Annotated in this window: 17 protein-coding genes; 10 read left to right on the forward strand and 7 right to left on the reverse strand. The window is 60.7% G+C overall.

Annotation, left to right across the window (positions count from 1 at the left end; translation table 11 throughout):
* The first annotated feature begins 44 nt into the window (after positions 1 to 44).
* Entirely contained in the window at positions 45 to 2,153 is a 2,109-nt protein-coding gene (locus tag QRM95_RS18025; protein WP_285248822.1) for an acyltransferase family protein, read from the forward strand.
* A 102-nt stretch (positions 2,154 to 2,255) separates the two neighbouring features.
* On the opposite strand, the gene QRM95_RS18030 is transcribed toward QRM95_RS18025, so the two are convergent.
* The 6 genes from QRM95_RS18030 to QRM95_RS18055 all read right to left on the reverse strand — a co-directional run bounded on the left by QRM95_RS18030 (position 2,256) and on the right by QRM95_RS18055 (position 8,159).
* Positions 2,256 to 4,229: a DUF6541 family protein gene (locus tag QRM95_RS18030; protein ID WP_285248823.1), complete on the reverse strand. Its 1,974-nt coding sequence runs from the start codon at positions 4,227 to 4,229 to the stop codon at positions 2,256 to 2,258.
* A gap of 62 nt (positions 4,230 to 4,291) precedes the next feature.
* Positions 4,292 to 5,155: a glucose-1-phosphate thymidylyltransferase RfbA gene (gene rfbA, locus QRM95_RS18035; RefSeq protein ID WP_285248824.1), complete on the reverse strand. Its 864-nt coding sequence runs from the start codon at positions 5,153 to 5,155 to the stop codon at positions 4,292 to 4,294.
* Positions 5,156 to 5,198: 43 nt separating this feature from the next.
* A complete protein-coding gene (locus tag QRM95_RS18040) occupies positions 5,199 to 6,122 on the reverse strand; it encodes a glycosyltransferase (protein ID WP_285248825.1) in 924 nt (307 codons plus the stop codon).
* Entirely contained in the window at positions 6,122 to 7,018 is an 897-nt protein-coding gene (locus tag QRM95_RS18045; protein ID WP_285248826.1) for a glycosyltransferase family 2 protein, read from the reverse strand. Before QRM95_RS18045 ends, QRM95_RS18040 begins: the two co-directional genes overlap by 1 nt.
* Complete coding sequence (locus QRM95_RS18050; RefSeq protein ID WP_018760200.1) at positions 7,018 to 7,407, reverse strand: DUF2304 domain-containing protein; 390 nt, start codon at positions 7,405 to 7,407, stop codon at positions 7,018 to 7,020. The genes QRM95_RS18045 and QRM95_RS18050 overlap by 1 nt, the downstream gene beginning before the upstream one ends.
* Entirely contained in the window at positions 7,407 to 8,159 is a 753-nt protein-coding gene (locus QRM95_RS18055) for a glycosyltransferase family 2 protein (protein ID WP_285248827.1), read from the reverse strand. Before QRM95_RS18055 ends, QRM95_RS18050 begins: the two co-directional genes overlap by 1 nt.
* Before the next feature lie 218 nt (positions 8,160 to 8,377).
* Here QRM95_RS18055 and QRM95_RS18060 point away from each other — a divergent pair, with 218 nt between their 5' ends.
* Genes QRM95_RS18060 through QRM95_RS18080 form a run of 5 tightly spaced genes read left to right on the forward strand, consistent with a single transcriptional unit; the run spans position 8,378 to position 15,036 of the window.
* Positions 8,378 to 9,130 (forward strand): glycosyltransferase, encoded by a 753-nt coding sequence (locus tag QRM95_RS18060; protein WP_285248828.1) that lies wholly within the window; start codon positions 8,378 to 8,380, stop codon positions 9,128 to 9,130.
* A 30-nt stretch (positions 9,131 to 9,160) separates the two neighbouring features.
* Entirely contained in the window at positions 9,161 to 10,159 is a 999-nt protein-coding gene (rfbB, locus tag QRM95_RS18065) for a dTDP-glucose 4,6-dehydratase (RefSeq protein ID WP_285248829.1), read from the forward strand.
* Between the two features lie 3 nt (positions 10,160 to 10,162).
* Positions 10,163 to 11,587 (forward strand): sugar nucleotide-binding protein, encoded by a 1,425-nt coding sequence (locus QRM95_RS18070; RefSeq protein ID WP_285248830.1) that lies wholly within the window; start codon positions 10,163 to 10,165, stop codon positions 11,585 to 11,587.
* Between the two features lie 9 nt (positions 11,588 to 11,596).
* A complete protein-coding gene (locus tag QRM95_RS18075) occupies positions 11,597 to 13,777 on the forward strand; it encodes a glycosyltransferase (RefSeq protein ID WP_285248831.1) in 2,181 nt (726 codons plus the stop codon).
* A 23-nt stretch (positions 13,778 to 13,800) separates the two neighbouring features.
* Complete coding sequence (locus QRM95_RS18080) at positions 13,801 to 15,036, forward strand: oligosaccharide flippase family protein (RefSeq protein WP_285248832.1); 1,236 nt, start codon at positions 13,801 to 13,803, stop codon at positions 15,034 to 15,036.
* A gap of 271 nt (positions 15,037 to 15,307) precedes the next feature.
* Here QRM95_RS18080 and QRM95_RS18085 read toward each other — a convergent pair whose 3' ends face one another.
* Positions 15,308 to 17,491, reverse strand: a complete 2,184-nt coding sequence (locus QRM95_RS18085) for a lysozyme (RefSeq protein WP_285248833.1) — start codon at positions 17,489 to 17,491, stop codon at positions 15,308 to 15,310.
* A gap of 589 nt (positions 17,492 to 18,080) precedes the next feature.
* Here QRM95_RS18085 and QRM95_RS18090 point away from each other — a divergent pair.
* The 4 genes from QRM95_RS18090 (at position 18,081) to QRM95_RS18105 (ending at position 24,106) form a co-directional block, all read left to right on the forward strand.
* A complete protein-coding gene (locus tag QRM95_RS18090) occupies positions 18,081 to 19,382 on the forward strand; it encodes a hypothetical protein (protein WP_285248834.1) in 1,302 nt (433 codons plus the stop codon).
* Positions 19,383 to 19,423: 41 nt separating this feature from the next.
* The gene (locus QRM95_RS18095; protein WP_285248835.1) at positions 19,424 to 20,680 is read left to right on the forward strand and encodes an acyltransferase family protein; all 1,257 of its coding nucleotides are present in this window, start codon (positions 19,424 to 19,426) and stop codon (positions 20,678 to 20,680) included.
* Between the two features lie 144 nt (positions 20,681 to 20,824).
* Positions 20,825 to 21,907 (forward strand): TadA family conjugal transfer-associated ATPase, encoded by a 1,083-nt coding sequence (locus tag QRM95_RS18100; RefSeq protein ID WP_285248836.1) that lies wholly within the window; start codon positions 20,825 to 20,827, stop codon positions 21,905 to 21,907.
* A 345-nt stretch (positions 21,908 to 22,252) separates the two neighbouring features.
* Complete coding sequence (locus QRM95_RS18105) at positions 22,253 to 24,106, forward strand: ATP-dependent nuclease (protein ID WP_285248837.1); 1,854 nt, start codon at positions 22,253 to 22,255, stop codon at positions 24,104 to 24,106.
* Positions 24,107 to 24,125: the final 19 nt, after the last annotated feature.

The raw sequence follows: 24,125 nt of genomic DNA on the forward strand, positions 1-24,125 counted from the left end.
CCGGCCCGACCTGTGATGACTACGCGCGTGGGATGGCGGCGCTGATGCCCCGAACAGTAGAGATGTTGGTTGGCCGCCATGTGCGGGCAACGCCAAACAGTCGAAAATCCGGATCTGCCCGCTCTGACATCCAGGGCCTCCGTGCACTTGCTGTGGGCCTGGTCATCGTCTACCACATCTGGCCGGCGATTCTTCCTGGCGGCTTTGTTGGTGTTGACGTCTTCTTCGTGATCTCCGGATTCCTGATCATAGGCTCACTCGTCCGTGAGATTGCGACGTCCAACAGCCTCGACCTGCTGTCCTTTTACGAACGAAGGATTGTGCGGCTGCTTCCGGCAGCGACCCTCGTGCTTCTGGTCATCGTCCTGGGGACAGTGACGCTCCTTCCGCAAAGCCGATGGCAGTCGATCAGCCTGGACGTGATCGCGTCCGGGCTCCAGGTCCAAAACTGGAACCAGGCGTTCAGTGCCAACACCTACGCGCACGCCACAGCCTTGGTTTCCCCGGTCCAGCATTATTGGTCCCTGGCCGTCGAGGAGCAGTTCTACATCTTCGTGCCCATCGTGCTTCTTGGCGGCGTCTTTCTCGCCCGGAAGTTCAAATGGGCCGCCGCATCCGTTTGCGTTGCCGTCATCGGTGGCCTCACGGTCTGCTCGTTCGTCCACAGCATCTTCTTGTCCATCTCCGATCACGACGTTGCCTACTTCGCCACGAGCACCCGGATCTGGGAGCTGGGCGCAGGAGGCCTGGTTGCCGTGCTCCTCAAGGGCGGCCTGCCGGGACGCAAACCCAAGCTGGTGGCCGGTTGGGCCGGCGTGGCCGGCATCGTTTTCGCAGCCCTGACGTTCTCCACGTCCATGGCGTTTCCCGGCTACGTGGCCCTTATCCCGGTCGCAGCCACGATACTGATTCTGTGTGCGGGAGGCCAGGATGCGGCGCCGGGATTCCTCTCCGTGCCTGCGCTGCTAAGTTGGAGGCCGGTCACCTTCATTGGCGATGTCTCGTATTCGCTATACCTGTGGCACTGGCCGATTGTCGTCTTTTACGTCTACTTCCTGGGCCGCGAACCCGGGTTCTTCCATGGTGCCGCGATCCTGCTGCTCAGCACCCTGTGCGCAACGCTCTCATACCAGGTTGTCGAGCAGCGCTTCAGGCATGTACGTCACAGCCGTACGAGGAACCAGGCCAGGACCATAAAGGTCCGTTTTCGTTCGGCTGCCACCTTCCTCGTGGCAGCAGGTGTGGTGGTCGCAACCTCGGGTTCCGCCCTGGTTCCGTGGGGCATCGTGGAAGCCAAAGCCCAAGAGCTCCAAAGTTTGCTCAACACCCGTGAATACCCGGGTGCCATGGCCTTTGATCCCGGCCACGAAAAATCTGTTCCCGCGGGACTGCCTGTACGTCCGGAAGCCGCCTTGGCGCTGAAAGACGTTCCAATGACGGCGGGAGATGGCTGCGGGGTTTACGATCCGGCGGCCATGGGGCCCGAAAAGTGCGTCTACGGGGCTCCGGACTCCACCAGGAGCATGGTGGTCGTGGGTGACTCCCACGCTGCCCAGTACGTGGACCCCATGGTGCTCGCCGGGAAACAGGCCGGCTGGCAGATCCATGCCATGGTCCGAAACGGGTGTCCGTTCAGTGCTGTGCCTCCGGCCGATGAGACAACGGTCTACTCAAACTGTTCGGCGCAGAACCAGGTCTCGCTGCGAAGGATCCTGGACCTCCGTCCGGACCTGGTGGTTATCGCCGGAATGGTGCCCCGTGGTTATGAGGAGGCACTCCATTGGAGGTGGGACACGCCGGATGCGTTGGTGAAAGGCTACGTCGACCTCATGAAGCCGCTCAGGAACGAGGGCCTGAGGGTGGCGGTCATCCTCGACAATCCGTATCCGGCCTTCTCGGTTCCCGACTGCGTGCAGCGGAGAAGCCCGTCGGCTCCGGAGTGCCAGGTGGCCAGGGCAACGGGGGACGATCCGCTGCAACGCGCAGCCGACCAGGTGCCGGGCGTTGAGGTGCTGGACATGTCCGACTACCTTTGCCGCCAGGAAACCTGCCCGGCCATCATCGGAAACGTGCTCGTGTACCGCGACAACCACCTGACAAACACGTTCGCCAAGTCATTGGCTCCGGTCCTTTCGAGGAAGCTTAGGCTCTAGGCAGGAAGCAGTGTTCCCGGTCAGCGACCCCTCGGCAACCATAACAATCCCGAACGCACAGGACCGCTGGTTGCAAGCGGGGTTAGCGGCCGCAGGCGGGTGTCACTGGCAGGCAGTGACTTGGAACAGTTTCGCCTCGCCCTTTTGGTCCAGGAGCTTGAAACCAGGGGTCGCGTCCGGAATTTGCAGGCCCTGGAAGCCGTGATTCCCGCCGTGGACCTCGCGGGTGCCGAAGTCAAGGACATAGCTGACATTCCCGGCCCGCGCGGCATCGCACACCGCGGGGTCGGTGGCTGCATCCCGGAACTTGTCGTTTAGCAGCTCCGTGGCCTTCGTGTAGGTGGTGAGGGTGTGCTTCGACGTGGTGTTGCGGTCCGCTATGGCGAAGGCCATGGCGCCACCGGTCCAGGGGTTGACGGCGACGGTTGCATCCGCTGGCACGTAGTTATCCAGTTCCTGGATGATGGCCATCTCATCGGAACTGACCAAGGGGGAATCCGGCGTCGTGGAGTAGTTTGCCCGGGCCGACGCCACGGGCGTCACCATGGGCGGTGCCTGCAGCAGGCCCACGGCCACCAGGGCAATGATCGGTGCTGCGGTGTGCAGGAATGCCGGAGTGGCCGCGGCGCCCGCTGTGGCGCGGAACCGGATGGTCTGTTCCTGCATGCGTTCGATCAGCCAGGCGGCTCCGAGCGCTGCCAAGGGCACCCCAACGACAGGCAGGAGGGCTGCGAGACGGTAGCTGTCGTTGTACCAGACCCCCGTCAGCAGATCCCTGTAGCGGCCAGCGGGGCCAGCTGACACAACGACGAACAGCAGGGCAACGATGATGAATGATCCAGCGAACCATGCCGTGGCGCGACGCCGGAACACGATGGCCAGCCCCACGATGGCCAGGGCGCTCACTGCCCAGGCAATAGGCCGTTGCATGGCTGAGTTGGTAAGTACTTCGCCCAGGGCCTGCCCTTGGGTCTGGATCGGGGGCCAGAACGCGGCCACGGCGGGAGGCCTGATGATCTTCCACAGGACAGCCATGATGCCGAAGGTGACCAGCAGGCCCAGTCCTGCCGCCAAGGTGAGCCTGACCGGCTGGCCCGCCCTGCGCCGGTCGATGGCAAAGAAGGCCCAGGCCGCAAGCAGGACCGGCACGGACAGCGCAAAAAGTGACATAACGCCATTGGGGTGGGCTATCGCCACGCCGAGGGCCGCCATGGGAGCCAACAGGAACCGGGCTGCGGGACCGACGTTCAAGAACTGCCGGTTGCCAAAGAAGATGCTCACGCAGGCCAGCGCAGCTGGCAGCATGCTGACCGAAAGGAAGTTGGGGTACAGGACGCCGAAGTCAAGCAGCAGGATCGGGAAGGAGCCGAATCCCGCCGCCAGGACGCCGGCCGCCGCCACGGCGTATGCGTTCGGGCCGACGAGGCTGCGCACCAACAGCATGCAGCCCAGCGTCCAGACGCCCGCGGCGATACAAAGGTTCAGGACGTTGACTGCAGCCGGCAGCGGGGAACCAGTCAGTTGGATGAGGAGCGAGGCCAGCCCATGCCATGCGGCCGGGTAAAAGTACGGCGGATTGTCTCCGTTGGTCATGGCGGTCAGCGTCATTGATGACGCATTGCCGGTGTCCAGGACATAGCGGATGGCATTGAGGTGGAAGACGTTGTCAAACGTCTGGGAGATGTTGTCCGGCCTGCCGAAGGCGGCAAGGAGTTGAATCGCGATGGACAGTGCCCCGATGACGAAGCCCACACCTGCCAGCACCGGCATCCGCGGCGATCCCGCCAGGGCTGTACGCCAGGGCAGCACAGGGTGGCGGAGTGCCGGGATCCTCCGGATGGCGAAGAGGACCGCCGCAAGAAGGACGGTGGCTGCCGCTACGGGCAGTATCGACCACGCGATGCCAAAGTAGGGGGCAACGATGGCAGTGGCCGAGACGACGCTGACGGTCAGGACGGGCGCCACGGCCAGGAAGGCAGGATTTCGCAATCCCAGGGCCAACAGCAGGAGCGTGCCGGGAACAAAGAGAAGCAGCAGGCACGCTATGGCGGTTGGCAGGACGGAAAACCAGCTCATGAAGACTCCAGGAACGACGACGGGAATGCGGCCAGGGACGGCGCGTTGGCCATCACTGCTGCCTAGTCCTCCAGGAGTCCAAGCAAGTAGCTGCCGTAGCCGCTCTTCACCAGGGGCTCGGCACGCTGGCGGAGGTCGTCGTCGGTCAGGAAGCCCTGGCGCCATGCGATCTCCTCGGGCGCGCCGATCTTCAGGCCCTGGCGGTTCTCGACCGTACGGATGAAGTTCGATGCATCGCTGAGGTCATTGAAGGTTCCGGTGTCCAGCCAGGCGGTCCCGCGGGGGAGTATCTCCACCTGCAGCTTGCCCCGCTCAAGGTAGGTCCGGTTGACGTCCGTGATCTCGAGTTCGCCGCGGGGAGAAGGCTTGAGCTCCCGCGCGATCTCCACGACATCATTGTCGTAGAAGTAGAGGCCGGGCACCGCATAGTGGCTGCGGGGCTTCTCGGGCTTTTCTTCCAGGGACAGTGCCTTGCCTTCGTTGTCGAACTCGACAACACCGTACGCTTTGGGGTCCTTCACCCAGTAGCCGAACACGGCTCCACCGTCGATGTCTGCGTGCTTCCGAAGCTGGGTTCCCATGCCTTGGCCGTAGAAGATGTTGTCGCCAAGGACCAGCGCCACCGTCTCGTCGCCGATGTGGTCAGCACCAAGGATGAAGGCCTGAGCGAGTCCATCAGGCGAGGGCTGCTGGACGTAGGACAGGTTGATGCCGAACTGCGATCCGTCACCCAGCAGGCGCTGGAACTGTTCGGCGTCATGCGGAGTGGTGATGATCAGGATGTCCCGTATTCCAGCAAGGATCAGCGTGGAGAGGGGGTAGTAGATCATTGGCTTGTCGTACACCGGGACGAGCTGCTTGCTGATGCCAAGAGTAATGGGGTGCAGCCGCGATCCAGTTCCGCCGGCCAGAATAATTCCACGCATGGGATCAATCATTCCCCACGACGCAGCCACGGCCAAAACGGGATCAGGTGCCGGGCTGCCGTGCGGGCCCCGGGCCTGACTTCCGCCGGAGTCCGTCGGCGAGGCCTTTTCGGGCGGCCGCGAGGCGCTGGCGCCTGCCAGGAGCAAGAATACTGACGATGGTCAGGTGCCGCAGGTCCGTCAGCAGTCCCCGCGCGGTCCAGTAAGGTTCCTGGCGCGCAAACCTGGTCGCCAGCAGGAGGCGGTTGCGGACAATGAAGTAGTAGCGCCAGGTGGACGCTGTCCTCACCTGCAGCGGCTGTCCGCGCCATCTGACCGGCCACGGTCCGAGACGCGCCGGCACCATTGTGCCGAGGGAGTGGTTTAGTGAGCTGTCCAGGGCGATCACGCAGTGCAGCTGCCGGGCCTTTGCGCGAAGGTAGAACTCACTGTCCACGCCGTCAATGAACAGCTGTTCATTGAAGGGCCCCACGGCGTCCAGGCAGGCCGTTGGAATGAGGAGGCCGGACTGGACGGGTTCGTCCCCGATCGTCACGCCGTGGTGGGTTCGTACCACCCGCCGCGGCAGTCCGCTGACTTTCCCCGGGGCTACCATGCCCACCCCGAGCCCGGCGCCGGTTGCGGCATCAGCAGCGTCTTCAAGGCCCCGGACGAATCCAGGCTGGACCAGAGAGTCCTGGTCCATGGTGAGAATGAAAGCAAGCGACTGGTTGCGGGACCTGGCGAGGGCGATGCCGCTGTTCAGGGCCGCGGCAATTCCGGAGTTCTGCCGCAGGCGCACAACCGTGCAGCCGAGGACCTCCAGCTCCACGTAGACGGTTTCGTCGGCGGCGGTGCTGCCGTCGTCGACGACAACGACGTCCGAGCACTGCTCCAGGAGTGCCGCGCAGTTCTCCAGGACGGCGCGGTGGGGATTGAAGGTGCTGACGACGGCGGCCGTCCGTGCGCTTCGGGAGGTGCCGGCCATCAGGCGCCCAACCCGTGCTTGGCCATGATCCGGATTGCCCCGAGATTCCGGGCTTTGAGCAGTCCGGGCATGAGGGACAAGGCATGAAGCCTCGACGTAAGGCGAAGACGGGCGGCCCGTTCCGCTCGGCGCCAGCCCCGTGACCGGGTAAGCGTGGCGGCGAGGCTGAAGTATTCCCGTTCGCCGTCGAAGCGGGAGCCGTCCTGGAGCAGGAGCGAAGAGGCGCTTTCGGTATGCCGCCGGTAAGCGAAGGCAACGGTGGGCACTACCAGCAGCGAGCGGTCCTGGAGGATCATGTCGATGATGAGGGCGAGGTCCTGGATGATGCGGAACTCATTGCGGAAATCGACGGTCCGGACGGACGAGGTCTTGAAGGTGAGCGACGGCCAGTACAGCCAGTCGCCGTGCAGGAGGCTCGTGGCAAGCGTCTCGCCGGACAGCAGCAGGGGAGCCTCGGCCGATGGCCTGAGGAGCCGCTGTTTAACGGTGTCCACGAGCGTGCGTGCCGGGTTGCCTGCAGCATCGATGACCTGAACCCCGGGCTGGATGATGTCCGCCTCCGGGTTGTCGCGGTAGGCCTTCAGCACGGTCTCCACATAATTGGGCAGGAGGATGTCGTCGCAGCCAACCACGGCCACCAGATCCTGCCTGGCCATCTGGATGGAGGTCCTGAAACTCTCGGTGATGCCTTCGTTTACGGCTTTCTTGACGTACGTGATTCTCGGGTCATCGATCTTCCGCACGTAATTCTCCACAGTGGGATCCGGGTAGGCGTCATCCACCACCGTCAGGAACCAGCGCGGATCAGTTTGCGCAAGGACGCTGTCCACAGTGATCTTCATGTAGTCGGGATCGCCCCAGTACGGCACGAAGATTTCCAGCGAGGGTTCCACCACTAGGGCTCAACCTCCGGGTCGTTGCTGCCTGCGGGCCTGCCGGCGACCATCACCTCGTTGATCCGTTCAATCTGGATCCGCAGGATGGCCACCTCTTCGGCCAAGGCCCGGGTCTCCTCTTCAACGACCGAAATCTCCCAGGACAGGTGGAGGCAGACGCCCAGGAGCATGAGGATGCTGAGGATGAACAGCAGGTTGGAGGGCAGTTGGACGCCGACGGCCTGGGCCACATAGTCCAGGAGTTGCGGGAAGGCGGCAAGGATCAGGGTCGCAATTCCGACGACGAGCCACCAGATGGCGTACTTTTCGCGCAGCTTCTTGCGTCGGAGCATCTCCCCGACCAGCCCGACGATGGCCAGGGCCAGGAAGAATGCGGCAATATTCGGCATCAGTTCGTTCCTGACATCAAGGGGAGGGGCAAAACGACGTTGGACCGCTTGCGCGTGAGGGCGAAGGCGAGTGCGAAAAAGGAGCGGCCGAGGTAGACGGCGGCTTTGATCGGGTGATGGCTTGGCGTTCCGCCCTGGCGGGGCCGCATCTCGACGGGAACCTGCGTGACCTTAAGGCCGGACCGGATGGCAACCACCAGCGAATCGATCGTGTCTCCAAGGTATTCAGCCGGATAGTGGTCCAAGTACTGCGCAATCGCACGGCTGTTTCCGGCGCGGAACCCGGAGGTCACGTCCGTAAGTGGCGTCCTGGCAAGTTTGGTCAGGACAGTTGCCAGGAGCTTCATGGCCCACTTACGGGGCCCCTTCACCGTGTAGTCGCCGCGGTCGGCAAACCGGGCGCCGATGGAGATGTCTGCTGAGTCCAGGCCGTTGAGCACCTCACGGATATTCCGCGGGTCATGCTGTCCGTCTGCGTCAACCTGGATGACCTGGCGGTAGCCCAGGCGCTGGGCATACTTGAATCCAGCCCGCATGGCGCCCCCGACACCGAGGTTGAAAGGCAGGTTCAGGACTGTCGCGCCCGCCGCCGCTGCAAGGTGCGGCGTGCCGTCGGTCGAGCCGTCATTCACTACCAGGACGTCGTAAGGCTCGTCGAGGCTCAGCACTTCGGCCACGGTTGCCCCTACGCAATCAGCCTCATTCCACGCCGGCATGATGACCAACACACGGTTGTTTTCCAAATTGCGCATAATGTCCCAACTATATCAACGCGGCGATTGCGCACTGTCCGTACCCGGCGGGGGCAGCCGGCAGGCCGCGGCTGCCCCCGCCGGCCCCTTGGCCAATGGTTCGCATCCTAGCGCGTGCCGGCCGGGGCGGCCGAGTCAACGGCGGCGGGAACAGGGCACCGCGTGCTCCCGACCCTGCCGCGCCCGGAGGCATGGGTGAATCAGTTAGTGTCGGTTGCATGACCAGCGTCCCGCCCAGTGTTCCTTCCGCCACCCGTGTCAGCGTCTGCATGGCGAGCTACCGGGGTGCGTCCTTTATCGCAGACCAGATCCGTTCGATCCTCGACCAGCTGGATGCCGCGGATGAACTTGTCATCTACGACGATGCCTCCCCGGACAACACCGTTGAGGTTATTGACGGTTTCAACGACCCGAGGATCCGGCTGATTCGGGGAGCCAGCAACGTGGGGTACGTCCGCGCGTTCGAGGCCGCCATTGGTGCGAGCACGGGCGAAACCATCTTCCTCTCCGACCAGGACGACGTGTGGGTCCCCGGCCGGGTAGCCCTCATGCTGGAAGCCCTCCGGGATTCAGCAGTGGTGGCCACGAACTTTGCCATGCTCGGTGGCGGCCCACGGCCGTGGATCCCGCCATTGACGGCGAAAATGAACGGCCGGCGCCTTGCGAACCTCTTCGGAATCATGGTTGGCTACCGCGCCTATTACGGGTGCGGCATGGCGTTCCGGCGTGATTTTGTTGACATCGTCACCCCTATCCCGTCCTACGTCCGTGAATCGCACGACCTTTGGATCGCCATCTGCGGCAACCTTGCCCAGTCCATTACCCACCTTGAAGCGCCGAGCTTGCTGCGCCGCCTGCATGAACAAAACGAGACACCGGCGGGCTTCCGTTCGCTCCGGCGGATAGCGGCCGCACGGTTCATGCTGGCCCGGCTGGTCATTGAGGCGTTGCGCAGACTCCGCGGTCGGTGAGGGGGAGGGCCGAGACGCTAAGCTGGGCTAATGCAGAATCTCCTTGTCACCGGCGGCGCCGGCTTCATTGGTTCCAATTTCGTCCACTACGTTCTTGAGAACACGGATGACCGTGTAACCGTCCTGGACAAGCTGACCTACGCAGGCAACATGGAATCCCTGAGGGGGCTGCCCGAGGACAGGTTCGAATTCGTCCACGGTGACATCGCCGACGCGGAGCTGGTGGACCGGCTGGTGGCTGCCGCCGACGTCGTGGTCCACTATGCCGCCGAGTCCCACAACGACAACTCCCTGCACGACCCCCGTCCGTTCCTGGACACCAACATCATCGGCACCTACACGCTCATCGAAGCCGCCCGGAAGCACAACAAGCGCTTCCACCACATTTCCACGGACGAGGTCTACGGAGACCTTGAGCTCGATGACCCGGAACGTTTCACCGAGCAGACGCCGTACAACCCGTCCAGTCCCTACTCCTCAACGAAGGCGGGCTCTGACCTGCTGGTGCGGGCGTGGGTGCGGTCCTTTGGCCTGCAGGCGACCATCAGCAACTGCTCCAACAACTACGGTCCCTACCAGCACGTGGAGAAGTTCATCCCGCGCCAGATCACGAACATCCTCGATGGCGTGCGGCCCAAGCTCTACGGCAAGGGCGAGAACGTTCGGGACTGGATCCACGCCAACGACCACTCATCTGCCGTCTTGGCGATCATCGCCAAGGGCAGGATCGGAGAGACCTACCTCATCGGTGCTGACGGCGAGAAGAACAACAAAGACGTTGTCGAGCTGATCCTCAAGCACATGGGCGAGTCCCCGGACGCGTATGACCATGTGGTGGACCGTCCGGGCCACGACCTGCGTTACGCCATCGATTCCACCAAGCTGCGCGACGAGCTCGGCTGGTCGCCGCAGTTCTCGAACTTTGACGCCGGCATCGAGGACACCATTGCGTGGTACCGGGCCAACCAGGACTGGTGGCGTCCCCAGAAAGCCCAGACCGAGGCGAAATACAAGGAACAGGGCCAGTAGACGATGACCATCGAGTTCTCCAAGAAGCTCGCCGCCCACCCCACTGCCATTCCCGGCGTCGTTGTTTATGACCTCCCTGTCCATGGAGACAACAGGGGATGGTTCAAGGAAAACTGGCAGCGCGAGAAGATGCTGGCCCTTGGGCTGCCCGACTTCGGTCCCGTACAGAACAACATTTCGTTCAACGAAAAGGCCGGCACCACGCGTGGCATCCATGCAGAGCCGTGGGACAAGTTCATATCCGTTGCCACCGGCCGCATCTTCGGTGCCTGGGTCGATCTCCGCGAAGGGCCGTCCTTTGGCAGCGTGTTCACGGCCGAACTCGACCCCAGCCAGGCAATCTTCATTCCCCGTGGGGTGGGGAACGCCTTCCAGACCCTGGAAGACAACACGGCGTACACGTACTTGGTAAATGACCACTGGTCGGCCGATGCGCAGGGACAGTACACATTCCTGAACCTGGCCGATGAGTCGGCAGCCATCCAATGGCCCATCCCGCTTGAACAGGCGGAACTGTCCGACAAGGACAAAGCCCATCCACGGTTGGCAGACGTCGTACCCATGCCGGCGAAGAAGACGCTGGTGGTGGGGGCGAACGGCCAGCTGGGTAAGGCCCTGCGGGCGCTGTATGCCGAGAACGCGTCCGTGGAGTTCGCCGGGCGCGCGGAGTTCGACGTCACCAATCCCGAAGCGTTCACAGCCAGGAACTGGAAGAACTACTCGACTGTCATCAACGCGGCCGCGTACACGGCCGTGGATGCGGCCGAGACTCCCGAAGGCCGGATCGCCGCCTGGTCCAACAACGTGACCGCGGTGGCGCACCTGGCAAAGACCGCCGTCGAGCACGACCTGACCCTGGTCCACGTCTCATCGGATTACGTCTTCGACGGTTCCCTCGCCATCCATTCGGAGGACGAGCCTCTCAGTCCGCTGGGGGTTTACGGGCAGACCAAGGCCGCAGGGGACGCAGTTGTCAGCACGGTTCCGCGCCACTACATCCTCCGCACCAGCTGGGTTATCGGCGAGGGCAACAACTTTGTCAGGACGATGGCGTCCCTCGCCGCCCGCGGGATTGAGCCGTCAGTGGTCAACGACCAAATCGGCCGACTGACATTTACCGATGACATTGCTGCGGGAATCCGGCACCTCCTCGATACCGGAGCGGACTACGGAACGTACAACCTGACGAACGACGGGGAGCCGCAGTCCTGGGCCGACATCGCCAAAGACGTCTACGCGCTGGCCGGTGGATCCCGTGATGCAGTCACCGGAGTGAGCACGGCAGAGTACTTCAAGGGCAAGGAGGCTGCCCCGCGGCCGCTGAACAGCGTGTTGGATCTTTCCAAGATTAAGGCATCCGGCTTCGCTCCCAGGGCTGCGCGTGACGGACTTGAAGCCTACCTTGCTCAGCAGTCGGCGACTGTCTAGACGTTCACCATGCCTTTTGACTCCTCTTCCTTTGGAATCATCGCCCTGGCGGCGTACAAACCCGACTGGGACCTTTTCAGGGCTCAGTTGCTCTCGATACAGGCGCAGACGCATGCCAACTTCGAGTGCCTTATTTCCGCCGACGGCGGCCACGCTGAGGTCCAGGAATTTGTCACCCGGGAGACGAACGGGGACCAGCGCTTCAAGGTCCTCGGTTTCCCGGACCGCCTGGGGTTCTACGGAAATTTCGAACGGGTTCTCGAGCATGTCCCAGGGAACGCCGAGTGGGTTGCGCTGTCGGACCAAGACGACTCGTGGTATCCGTCGAAGATCGAAACGCTTCTTCCACACCTAAATGACGTCAGCCTCGTAGCTGGGCAAGCCCGCGTGGTCAGGCGTCCCGGGAACCACATTGTGGCCGACTCAACGTATCGAAAAGACGTCAGTCTCGGATCGTTGATCGCTCAGAACCAAGTGACGGGAAGTCTCTGCCTTTTCCGTCGTGACCTCTTGGACCTGGCACTGCCGTTTCCCCGGTTCGCGGCGATTACCCAGGTCCACGACCACTGGCTCGCCGTGTGTGCGAAGGCCACAGGGGGAGCGCTGGTCGTCGACGACATCCTCCAGGATTACGTGCAGCATGCCGCCAACGTCCTGGGCGAGGCTGAGGCGCGGAAAAGTCTATTCAAATCCTTTGAGCATCTAATAGCGCTTTCTCGCAAATATCAGGGAAGCGCCAGCCCGTTAGCGGTCCTGAAGACAGCCAATGGCATGAGCTTTGGATGGCGTCGGGTAATGGCAGACTCTCTCCGTCAGCGCGTCAAGGTTACCTCTCCAGAATTTGAGGCAGGGATATCGCCGTTCCAAAGTTCTCACGGGTGGGTCCAGGCGTCGAAGGCCCTGATACTGGGCTTGAGACGCGGAGATATCGCCTTTTCTTGTTTTTTGGAATTCTTGGCCGGTTTTCCAATGGAACTTGTCCGATGCGGCAGGAGCCCTTGGCCTTCAACCTGGAAATCTGAAAGCACGCTGTTGAACAAGTTCCGTCTGAAGTTCTCAGGGAAAACCGTGTCAAACGATAGGAAACAGGGGCTGTCCGTGGACACATCGTCGAAAGCGCCGGCGGGTGGCAGTATTACGATTGTTCTGCCCGGGTTTAGCAAGTACCCCATTGGTGGTTACAAGGTCGTTTATACCTATGCGAATCATCTCGCAGAGCGGGGCTATCAAGTTACGCTTATACATGCTCTCCTTCTTTGGGGTGCCAAGCGTCGCGACGTTGACGTCAGGAGACCAATAGCTTCACTTGTATCCAGTTTTCGACCTCGTCAAAAACCCAATTGGTTCCAGCTGGACGGAAGGATTAGCGTCTACACCTTGCCGTACCTGATGCCGATGATGTTGCCCAAGACGGATTTCTTGGTAGCCACAGAAGTTCAGACCGCGCACGTTGTGAATTCTGCAGCCCGGCGCCGGAAGATTCCGGCATCATATTTCATCCAGCACTACGAGGACTGGTCAGCTGCGCCCGAATTTATTGATAAGACATGGAAGCTTCCCCTGCGAAAGGTCGTAATCGCCCCATGGTTACAGGAACACATGCATTCCTTGGGCGAGGAATGTGACTTGGTTCCCAACGGTATTGACCCTGAAGAATTTCCTGCAGGTCCGCCTTTAAGTGAACGTCGCTTCGATATTTGTGCAATGATTTCTGATGTTCCTTGGAAAAGGGCAGACCTGGTCGTTGAAGTAATAAATTCGTTCATGGAGCGAGATTCTCGAGTTCGAGCCATCACTTTCGGGACAGGTACAAGGCCCAGTGGTCTGCACCCAGACGTGGTGTTTATAAAAAATCCCTCCAAAGAGGATATTCGGTATGCTTACCAATCCTCGAAGTTGTATCTATGCGCCAGTGACGGCGAAGGCTGGCACCTGCCTCCCGCTGAGGCCATGTCAAGCGGATGTGCTGTCGTGTCAACCGATATCGGCGGCGTAAGGGCCTATGCCGAAAACGGGGCTCTGTTTTCGGCAGTAGGGGATGCCGAGGGATTACGGAATAATGTAGATCGGCTTTTGAATGATCTTCATTTTGCTCAAACATTAGCTTCCAGAGGGCTGGCTGACATGCGCGAAAATAGCCCATCGAAAGCAGCTCAAAAATTTGAGGCAGTGATAACGAATGTGCGATAGGGCACTTCTGCCAAATGAATAGGATGCTGCTCGCTAGGAGATTTGCGGGTTTCACGTTTGTGCCCCTTATTGGAACACTTGCGCCTCTACTGCTTCTCCCTATCGCGGCGCGTGTCGGCGGATTGGACGGCTGGTACAGCTTGGCGGTGGGGCAATCTGTAGGCACTTTCGGTAGCATAGCGATTACTTATGGCTGGAATGTTTTGGGGCCTGCGCTGATTGCAAAATCAAAAGATGAGTGCGTCCGCCGCAGCCTGTGGGTTGAATCGCTTGGTGAGCGCCTCCTGATCTCCTGTGCCGTTGTGCCGGTTGCCACATGTCTGTCCTGGTCGCTTGGTGCCGAAGAATACAGGCTCTTCACTGTGGCCATGGCAGTGGCGTTCTGCCTCAACGGGCTGACACCTAATTGGTATTTCATCGGGGCCGGTGAGCCTAGGGGTATGGCTGTCTACGATATGATTCCACGTCTAGTCGCAACCTTACTTGCCGCATTACTCGTTTTCCTTACGCAGTCTCTCTGGTCCTACCCGCTTTTGTGGATCCTTTCGTCTATAGCTGGGCCACTTGCGATTCAGTACAAATTTGGATGGCCCCCACTTTTTAGGGGGCGGAGTATTTCTGATATTCGTGAAGGACTAGGAAAAAGGCTTGGCGTTGCCAGCGTTGATGCTTTGGGCGGAGTGTATGTATCTGCGCCCGTTCCTCTGGCAGGGGCCACCGGAAGTACATCGGTCGCCGGAAGCATAGCCTCGTCCGACAAGCTGTACAGGTTCGGGCTCATAGCTGTTACTACTCTTGGCAATACTTTGCAGGCTTGGACTCTAGATCCCCACGCAGATAGTCCCCGGCGGCGTCAGGTTGCCGCAATCTTCGCTCACTGCGCTCTTGGACTGCTCGGACTACTGGCGTTAGGCCTTGTCGGTGAATTTGGGACCGCCTTGCTTTTTGGTGATGAGGTTAAGGCCGCTAGTTCTACCATGTGGTTCTACGGCGTCGCCTTCTTCGCGGTCTCTGTGTCCACCCCCTTGATCCGCAACCTGCTCATACCTTCGCTGAAGACTCGTTTCGTCCTTGCCGGAACGGCAATTGGAGCGCTGGTAGGCGTGATAGCTATGTTTACGCTGGGACGAACCTTTGGTGCCAACGGTGTGGCCGCCGGTTTCATGCTGAGCGAGGTAATGCTCGTCGTCGTTATACTGCCCCCGGCCCTGCAGCACCTGTCCCGCATTCCACGTTTTTCGGCCGGTGTGAAACAGTAGTCTTGGCCTGTCCAGTAGGTAAGTTCGACTTCATCACCGAATGTCCGTTGTTGTCTGGGTAATTTTGGGATCAAAAACAGACTTCGCGACTTTCTTGGAATCCCATATAGCCCCAGCGTCTCTCGACTCTATGGGAAGTGCGCGGCATGCCGCATATGCAATGAGCCCTTTTGATCAGCGACTATGCTGTGGACCTTCGGGCCGCATAGAACGCTCCTTTTATCCAATGAGTCGTGCTTTGCCATACCTTTGAATTACAACCTGTTCGGTCCTAGTAGGTCAAGCTTCGGCATCCAAGCTGGGAATTGTTAGTGCTGAATGGGGATACTGCGACGCCATATGTGCAAACGCTGTATTTGCCTCGCGCCGTGATGGCTACGGTAGTTGAATACCCGTGGTCTCCGATGGTCTGCAGAACGGCGTTGACGTCTGACCGCTTGAGGTTGGCGGTGAACGGATACCCCTTCGTGGTGCCGTCAGGATACGTGATGTAGACGTGTACGGGGTTTGAGAAGCCAGGCATGGCCGGATCCAAGGTCCACCCCTGGGTTGTCAGCAAGGCCTGGCCGTTGGAGACCTGGATGCCTGCCGTGTCGAGGCTTCCCATGGTTGGCGGAGTCGGCCGCACGGTGATGTCGCGGCAGCCCAGCGCGGTAGGTCCCGCTGCGAGGGGGGCAACCCCTACGGCCTTGGCACACACGGTGTAGTTGCCAGGGGCGCTGATCGCGATCTGGGCTTGGTAGCCGTGGTTGCCGATCGTGTTCAAGGCGGCATTCACATCAGGCCTGGCAAGGTTCGCCGTTGCCGTTGCCATTACTGGATTGGCTACGGGTGTGCCGTCTTTAGCGGACACGTAGACGCTTACTGTGTTGATCTTTCCCGGGTAGCTGGGATCCAGGGTCCAGCCGGTCAATTGGAGGTTTGCGGTGTTGGGTGCCTGCACGAGGGAAAGAGCATCATACGAACCGATGGGTGCCGGGCTGGCACCGATACTGATGTTCTTGCATCCAAGCGATAGATTCGAGTTTTGGCCTATGGCGTATGTGCACGCTTGGTAATTTCCGGGCGCTGTTAGGGTCACCTGGTAGTCAAAGCCGTGGTTGGATCCCAGGCCGGTAACAGTCTGAACATCCGGCCGGGAAGTATTTGCGGTCATCCGGTAGCCGGTGGTTGTCCCGTCTGGGCCGGTTACGTAGGTGTCCGCGTACGTGCTGGCGGCAGGGTTTGCCAGATCTACAGCCCACCCTTTGAGCTGGAGACTGACTTTGTCAGCAGTTCTTACTTCGCTGAGGCTCTCAAAATTTCCAATCGGGGCTTCGACGCCGGAAGCGGTGATGGACTTGCAGCCAAGAGAGGTGTTATCGAAGGTACCGATGGAGTAGGCGCAGGCCTTGTAATTTCCCGACTTGGTGATAGGTATCGTCCCGTCAAAGCCATGGGACGAACCGTAGCCGAAGACATTGTTGACGTCGGGTCGGTAGGCATCCGCTGTCCAGGGATAGCCTGTCGTGGTTCCGTCCGGGCCGGTGACGTAGACATGCGTTTGGTTCGACGCCGGAATGTTGGCCAGATCTACCGACCATCCACGGGCTCTAAGGCTGACGTCGCTCCCGTTCTTGACCACGGAGAGGTCGTCGAAGCTGCCGGTGGGCAGGGCGACTCCGGCGAACCGTTGCAGCGATGCGTAATCGCCGTTCCACACGTTGGAGTCTCCGGCCATCGGCCCCGTGCTGCTGTACTGCCAGACGCTGTAGGTTGCCCAGCTTGCTGGAACTGCGCCGGCGTCGTTCGTCGGTGAACCGGGGTAAGCGGCAACCCACAGCGGGTAGTCACCGAAGCCTGTCTGATTGCCGAGGCATTGATTCCACCAACTCGTGTTGGTGTAGATCATGGGCAGCCTGCCGGTCATCGACCTGACCGTGTTTCCAAAGTCCTGAACCCAGGCAGCCAGCTGTCCCGGGGACATGTTGTAGCAGGTGTTGCCGAAGTAGAAGCCGTTGATGGTCCTGCCCTCGTACGGGTTAAATTCAAAGTCGAGGACTGGTGGCAACGTATATCCGTCCGGGGACCACCCCCCGCCGTTGTTGACGAAGTATGTGGCTTGGTCCGCTCCAGACGACCAGTTCGGAATTGCGAAGTGGTACGCCCCGCGAATCATCCCAACGTTCCGGGATCCCTGGTACTGGGAGCTGTAGGCAGGGTTTGTGTAGTAGTTGCCCTCAGATGCTTTCACATAGGCAAAGCGCGCTCCCATGTTCCATTGCTGCTGCCAGTCAACGGATGATTGGTAATAGCTGACGTCCAGCCCCTGGACACCGAAGGTGGGCATCCACGAGCCCTGCGCGGACAGAGTTTCGATGCTGTTGGGCTTGGCAGCAGCCGCAGAAGCGGCGGACGTTACCCGAGCTGAACGCTGGCCCATTTGTGCGCCGCCGGGTCCGATGGCCTCGGCCATTGACTGGGGCTGTGGTGACGGTGTGGCCACGGGGCTCTGGGTCGGACCGGGGGAGGGCTGTGCCGTGCTGGGCGCAGCCGTTGCCGTGGGCGCGGCCGACGGTGCGGCCTGTGCGGTGGGAGACGACGGGGAGGGGGTTGGGGTAGGGCTCGATTCGAGCCCTATGGCGGGGCCGCTGAGGCCCGGGCCTACTACGAGTGCAAGCGCAAGCGGAACCACCCCTAGGTACTTCAGGAATGGGGTACGGGACTGAGACAGGTTCCGCTTCATATTGGCTCCGGACGGCAATGCGCGCTCCCCCGAACGCCCATCTGGTTTACTGTGCCGTGGTCCCCCCAGGGACCAGCCGAACACAGTTACTGACACTTAACGCGCTCACCATAGCATCGTGTTGCGTGGGGGACCAGTGGTAGGCGTGTTTCTGCTGGGGCTCGTGTGAGGTTTCGGCGTCGGGTCCGCCCTGGGGCTTTGATTGAATCGCTGGCGTATCCGGTAGCATTCATGAGGCGCGTCCCGAGAGAGCATTCGTTGACCGCGCATCCATTACTAGCCGGCTTAGTACGCTCAACGCCGGGGGTCATAAGGGACGATGAACAGCAATCAGGGCTCTAACGCTTCCATGACGCTCGGCTGGAGGATGTCAGCGGCTCCTGTCGCTGTTTTAGGGGCCAGTCTCATTGCTTTTGCCCGCCTTAGCCCAACAGCTCAAGGCACCATCTGGGCAGAGGATGGAGCGGTATTCCTCCAGGATGCACTGGCCCGTCCTGGAATTCTCGGAGTTTTTGCCCCTTACCAAGGCTATCTGCACGTGGTGCCGCGATTTGCAGCCGCGTTCGTCGTCCGCCTGTTCCCCGTCGATGCTTATGCCTTGGCCATCTCACTTCTGAGCAGCCTGATCATTGGTCTCGTCGCCTTGATGGTCTTCCATTGTGCAAGCGCCATATCGACACGCCTTGTACCTAGACTGGCGTGGGCCTCGATCACCATCATGGTGGCACCAGCAGCGTTGGAGACGCAGGGAAATTTTGCCAACCTGCATTGGTATCTGCTCTGGCTCGCTCCTTGGCTGCTTATCAAACAGGCGCGGAACAAACCTGAGGGCATTCTCCTGTTCGCTGCGGCCGCGCTCTCATCATTGACCGAAATACTGACGCTGATGTTTGTTCCGATCTTCCTTTACCGGTTTCGAGACCAGTGGTTGTGGCCTGCCAGGGCCGGGTTGTTGCTGGGTATCGCTTGCCAGGTCTTCACGACCGTGAGTTATCCGCGTTCCGCTCCGTTTGAGCCGGCAAACATACTGTCCGTGGTGGTTGGGTGGTTCCTCAACAGCAGCTCGGCCGTAGTGTTCGGTACGTCCAACCAAATTGCGCTTATCACATTGAACTTTGGTGCGGTCCCGATCGTGTTGGCGGCGCTCCCTTTTTTCGCGGCTTTTCTCTTTCTCCTGTTTCGAGGCACAGCTGCCCATCGCGGCGTTGCCGTCGTCGCGGTTGTCGCTTCGGTGGGCGTTTGGGCTGCGGCCGTTCTTTTCAATTTCTCGAGAGAGTTCAACTACGCGGAATTCACGGCCGCCCAGTGGCATGAATTCCTTCTGGGCAGATACAGCGTAGTGCCGTCCATGTTTCTTCTTGTGCTCTTTCCTCTCCTGGCAGTTGCTTTGGAAAGAACATCCGCCAAGGCCGCAACTTCGGTGCTGACAGTCTTCGCCCTTTTGCAGTGCTTGTATTTCTTCCCCTCTTTTTCATTCCGCCAAGACGGTCCCGTCTGGGCTGTGGGAGTGGCGGACGCCCGCGCGGCCTGCGCGGCGAACCAGGCGATGGTTGCGCACGTGGTCGCAACGGCGCCGGGAAACTGGAAGGTCGATGTGCCGTGCGCCATTCTGCGAAGGTGAAACGCCTGTCACTCATGCCGTCCGCGAGGAAAGGACACATCTTGGACAACAATGTCGCACCTGCCCCGAGCTGGGGCCGGCGGCTCGCCGGCATTGAAGGCCTCCGGGCCGCCGCGGCTTTATCTGTGCTGGCCTACCATGTTGGCTTGATGGCCTCCGATGAAGTGCACGCCGGACCTGTCGGCCAAGTCATCCTCCCAGTCCTGGGGCAGGGGTTGCCCTTGTTCTTTGTCCTCTCAGGGTTCCTGCTGTTCAGGCCGTTTGCTTCGTCGCTTCTCCGCGGCAGCGAGCTGCCGTCATTCCGGCGATATGCAAGAAACAGGGTCCTCCGCATCTATCCGGCCTACCTGCTCATCTTCTGTGTGGCGTCGCTCGCCATGGGATGCGTCTACCTGGTGGGCAGTACGCACGGTTTTGGTCCGGAGAACGTCGGGCGCTTAACAGATCCGGCGAAATTCGTCGCCAATGCACTGCTGGTACACATGTTCATTCCCCAGTTCGTGATGAGTGGTCTGCCGGTGGCGTGGTCGTTGACGGCTGAAATCACTTTCTACGTGGCCGTCCCCGTCATGGCTTTGCTCGCCGCTGGGCTCATCAGGCGGGGGATGCCGAAGGCGACGGCGCTGGCGGTCCCGGCGGCCGCGCTGATTGTCATTGGCCTGGGCGTTTCCTTCTGGGGTCACCTAGTAGCTGACAACCTTGGTTATGCACAGCTCATTGACTTCGCATTTGGTCAGACGTGGACCGCCGTCCTGCTTCGAAGCTTTCTTGGGCAGGCTGACCTGTTTGGGTACGGAATGGCCGCCGCACTCATTGTTGTCCTGTTGAACGAGCGCGGCGTTCGGCGCGTGGGCATCCCTGCCAAGCTGTTCCTTGTGGCCGGAGCCGCCGCATCTCTGGTGGCCGGCGCGGGCGGAACAATGCCGTTTCTGTCCAACTTCGCGGGCGTGGCTTCGGCGTTGCTTCTCCTGGCGGTTGTTCTTCCCTCGTCCAGGAACGACGGGCCGAACCGGCTCGCGGCCGTGCTGGAGTGGTCTCCGATCCGGTTTGTCGGCCTCATTAGCTACAGCATCTACCTGTGGCATCTGCCGATCATCTTCTGGCTCATGAGACGGCAATTGACTGTCGGGTCGTCTGCCCTTGCGCTGCCGTTCAATGTGGTCTTGGTGCTTGGCATCGTTTTGCCGTTGTCGGCAGTAACCTACTTTGCCGTCGAACGCCCCGCGATGAGGTTGAAGAAGCGGCCTGCCAAGCGATCCGACCCGGCAATTGAAGACCGTGTTCCCAGCGCCAGCTAGCCCATACACCGGCACTTTCCGCTGAAGCACGGGCGACTTTGTCCACAGGGGCCGCCCATATGACTTGGCAGCGTGGTGTACTCTCCCTAGGCTGTAAGCCAGTCGCAGTGCCTCCGACGGAGGCGGCATTTGTATGGGGGACATATGGACGCGCTGGGAATAGTCGAGGACGAGGTCCGTGAACTGATCCGCCGCCGTGGGTTGGATCCGCTCAAGCAAGCGGGTGAGGTCCGGCGCCTGGTGGAGGCTGCGGTCACGGATTACGACGAACGGGCACTGATGGGCCCGCTCCCGCCCATCGGCCCCCTGGACGCAGCGCGCAGATTCCTGTTCGACGCCGTGGCAGGGTTCGGTGTGCTCCAGCCGCTGCTCGACGATCCTTCGATAGAAGAGATTTGGCTCAACGCGCCAAACGAGATCTTTGTAGCGCGCAACGGCGAGTCCGAACTGACGTCACTGAGCCTGACGGAGCAGCAGGTGCGTGATCTCGTCGAGCGCATGCTGAAAAGCTCCGGCAGACGGCTGGACATGTCCTCGCCTTTCGTTGACGCCGCCCTGCCTGACGGGTCCAGGCTCCACGTGGTCATCCCGGACGTCACCCGTCGCCACTGGGCGGTCAACATTCGAAAATTCGTGGTGAAGGCGAGCCGGCTCGAGCACCTTGTTGAGCTCGGAACACTGACACGGCAATCTGCGCGGTTCCTCGGGGCGGCAGTTGCCAGCGGCCTGAACATCTTGGTCTCCGGCGCAACACAGGCCGGCAAGACGACCATGCTGAACTGCCTGGCGGCCAGTATTGGAAGCCGGGAACGCGTGATCACGGTTGAAGAAATCTTCGAACTCCAGTTCCCGCTGCGTGACGTCGTAGGCCTCCAGTGCCGGCAACCCAACCTGGAGGGCGAAGGCGCGATCCCGCTCCGGCGCCTGGTCAAGGAAGCGCTGCGGATGAGGCCAGACCGGCTGGTCGTGGGCGAGGTCCGGGAAGCCGAAAGCCTGGACATGCTGATTGCCTTAAATAGTGGCCTCCCCGGCATGTGTACCGTCCACGCAAACTCTGCCCATGATGGCACGCCTTCAGAAAAGCGTGTACCTATTCACCCTACTTTCGGTCGGTGCCATGGACATCGCCCACTGGGCTCCAGCCGTTGTCTATTGCGATTCCCGTTCCGAAATGGCCCCCTGTCTGTGCGTCGGGAGAAGCCACTCGCACTCTCGCTTAAACCGTGACGCGTAGGGCACCACGCCGAGCCGGGTCAATCGAATGCAGGAGTTTCGGTCGTGGTGTAATCGATCAAACAGGGGAAGGTAGACATGTCGCTCAAAGGTCACGGATTTGAGGTACTGGGGATAAGCCTCTTCGGGCCGGAACCGTTGGATTCTGTTCACCTAGACGTCGATGACACACTGACAGTCCTCTACGGCCTAAATGGCACCGGCAAGACTTCCATCCTCCGTGAGGCGGAGGCAGTCCTCCAAGGAATTGGTCCCACCGAACCAGGCGGGGCCGCATCGAACCGTTCGTGCTTACACATTCGCCTCACTAGGCTTGACGAGCGTGGGCCTGGCTTAGCTATGTCTTCCTTCGAACATGCACTTCTGGACTCCGTGGGTGCCGCCGATTTCGACGCCAGCCAGCTGTCTGACACTTGGGATCGCCGGGAAGCGTGGCAGATGCTTATCAACGAAGTTCTGGGGCGAGCGCCCGAAATGTACCCGGAGTGGATATGGGACCTACCCCTCCTGGCCCAGCAGACGTCTATCCAACTCTGCCTCGCACCGAGCGGGACCTTAGCAAACCCAGCGTGGCGGACCTATTTGAGCGCAGAACTGAGCGAGGAGCAATGGGCCTCCCTTCGGGAGTACAACGAGAAATTTCGAGATGCCATGAGCGCCATGCTGGCCGATCCAGACGTCAGGCACCTGCAGGACATTAGAGGCTTGAGCTCCCCGTTGATCGACTTTGAGGATACCTACTGGAACCGACTGGTTGCTGATGAAGCGCAGTTGGAACGGGACTATCTCTCTCAGTGGCCAGTGCACTTTTCGATCCCCGTGGCGCCGCTTGGTGAGGTGTTTGATGCGCCGGTTCATGTCATCTCTGACAGAGGGACCATTGCCAGTGTCACTGAGACCACTAATCGCATGCTCGTTCAACTCGCGGAGCGGCACGGAGACTTGATTGAGATTGCCGACGCAACAACCACAGTTATGAACACCAGTTTCACGCGCGGTGTGGCACAACTCGAAGAAACCGCGAACCTGTTTTTGGAAATGACCGGCCCGCACTTTTTTACATTGGCCTTGGAGCTAAAATCGCCGAGCGAGTGGTTCGTGGGGGAGGTGCCGGAATGGACGGCGACTGTGGACCTCCGATCAATCTCGATTGGCCGTCTGTCGAGTGCGGAACTTAGGTGGGCGTTAGCATCACTTCAGTGGGCGCTTTCGGGATTGGACGACAGCCGCCCACAGATTCTCATCATCGATGAACCCGAACGGGGACTCCATCGCATGCGCGAGTGGCAGCTACCGCATATGCTCAACGCGCTTCGTCGTAGCTCAACGAACTTGATGGTTCTTGCGGCTTCCCATGCACCCTCATTTTTGGATGTCCGAGTGGATGCCGCACTCCACCACGTGTCCCGTTTACGCGGATACCCAACTGTGCTTCGCCCCGTCGACCTCGGGACCTCCTCCCTTACTTCGGAAACTGCTACAAACCTGGGCTTAAGCCCTAGCGACCTGCTCCAGTTGACTCGTGTCTTCGTGCTGGTTGAAGGCATCCACGACGAGATCGTGATCAACAGATTGATAGGCGGTGACATCAGGAGGGCCGGCGGCCGAGTCCTACCTATCAACGGAGCTGCACACGCGCGATCGATCGCCGATGCACGGATCCTTTTCGATGCCACTGATGCGTCCGTTGTTTTCGTGGTTGATAACGTCAACGGGCCCAGGGCGCTGGAGACCTGGAATACGGCCACGGGGTATTACCTGGCGGGGAAACACAAGCAAGCAAGGGCTGCTTTGGCTGGCTTATTGCGGCTCGGCGCCGGGGGTGAACTCGTGTGGCTTCACGCTCTGGGAGAAAGGGCCATTGACTCCCGGGTCCTACACCGGATTCACCCCTTCGGCCTCAAGAAGCGGGACATAATCTGCTACCTTCCGACGTCTCGTTTTCTTCCAGGGGAAGCGACGTGGGACCAACTCGAGGTTCAGTACGATGAAGCGCGTGCCGCTGGTTTGACCCGCGATGACTTCAAATCGTGGCTGCGAAATGCCCGTGGTGGCTCGTTCAGCCGTGGAGATGTCAGCGATGCGGCAGAAGCTGTTGATGAAGTGCCCTCAGAGTTCGGGGAACTGGCGCTTAAAGTCCAAGAATTGGCTCTGCTGGGTGGTCAGGACAAGCTGTGGGACCAGAACTCGTAGTAGAGCAGTGCCGACTCTG

Origin of the sequence: Pseudarthrobacter sp. efr-133-R2A-89 (assembly GCF_030209315.1) — a bacterium.
Taxonomy (GTDB): Bacteria; Actinomycetota; Actinomycetes; order Actinomycetales; family Micrococcaceae; genus Arthrobacter.

Coding starts and splice junctions, on each gene's coding strand:
- QRM95_RS18025 (WP_285248822.1), top strand. CDS start 45: ATGCCCCGAACAGTAGAGATGTTGGTTGGCCGCCATGTGCGGGCAACG.
- QRM95_RS18030 (WP_285248823.1), bottom strand. CDS start 4,229: ATGAGCTGGTTTTCCGTCCTGCCAACCGCCATAGCGTGCCTGCTGCTT.
- rfbA (WP_285248824.1), bottom strand. CDS start 5,155: ATGCGTGGAATTATTCTGGCCGGCGGAACTGGATCGCGGCTGCACCCC.
- QRM95_RS18040 (WP_285248825.1), bottom strand. CDS start 6,122: ATGGCCGGCACCTCCCGAAGCGCACGGACGGCCGCCGTCGTCAGCACC.
- QRM95_RS18050 (WP_018760200.1), bottom strand. CDS start 7,407: ATGCCGAATATTGCCGCATTCTTCCTGGCCCTGGCCATCGTCGGGCTG.
- QRM95_RS18055 (WP_285248827.1), bottom strand. CDS start 8,159: ATGCGCAATTTGGAAAACAACCGTGTGTTGGTCATCATGCCGGCGTGG.
- QRM95_RS18060 (WP_285248828.1), top strand. CDS start 8,378: ATGACCAGCGTCCCGCCCAGTGTTCCTTCCGCCACCCGTGTCAGCGTC.
- rfbB (WP_285248829.1), top strand. CDS start 9,161: ATGCAGAATCTCCTTGTCACCGGCGGCGCCGGCTTCATTGGTTCCAAT.
- QRM95_RS18070 (WP_285248830.1), top strand. CDS start 10,163: ATGACCATCGAGTTCTCCAAGAAGCTCGCCGCCCACCCCACTGCCATT.
- QRM95_RS18075 (WP_285248831.1), top strand. CDS start 11,597: ATGCCTTTTGACTCCTCTTCCTTTGGAATCATCGCCCTGGCGGCGTAC.
- QRM95_RS18080 (WP_285248832.1), top strand. CDS start 13,801: ATGCTGCTCGCTAGGAGATTTGCGGGTTTCACGTTTGTGCCCCTTATT.
- QRM95_RS18085 (WP_285248833.1), bottom strand. CDS start 17,491: ATGGCCGAGGCCATCGGACCCGGCGGCGCACAAATGGGCCAGCGTTCA.
- QRM95_RS18090 (WP_285248834.1), top strand. CDS start 18,081: ATGAACAGCAATCAGGGCTCTAACGCTTCCATGACGCTCGGCTGGAGG.
- QRM95_RS18100 (WP_285248836.1), top strand. CDS start 20,825: ATGGACGCGCTGGGAATAGTCGAGGACGAGGTCCGTGAACTGATCCGC.
- QRM95_RS18105 (WP_285248837.1), top strand. CDS start 22,253: ATGTCTTCCTTCGAACATGCACTTCTGGACTCCGTGGGTGCCGCCGAT.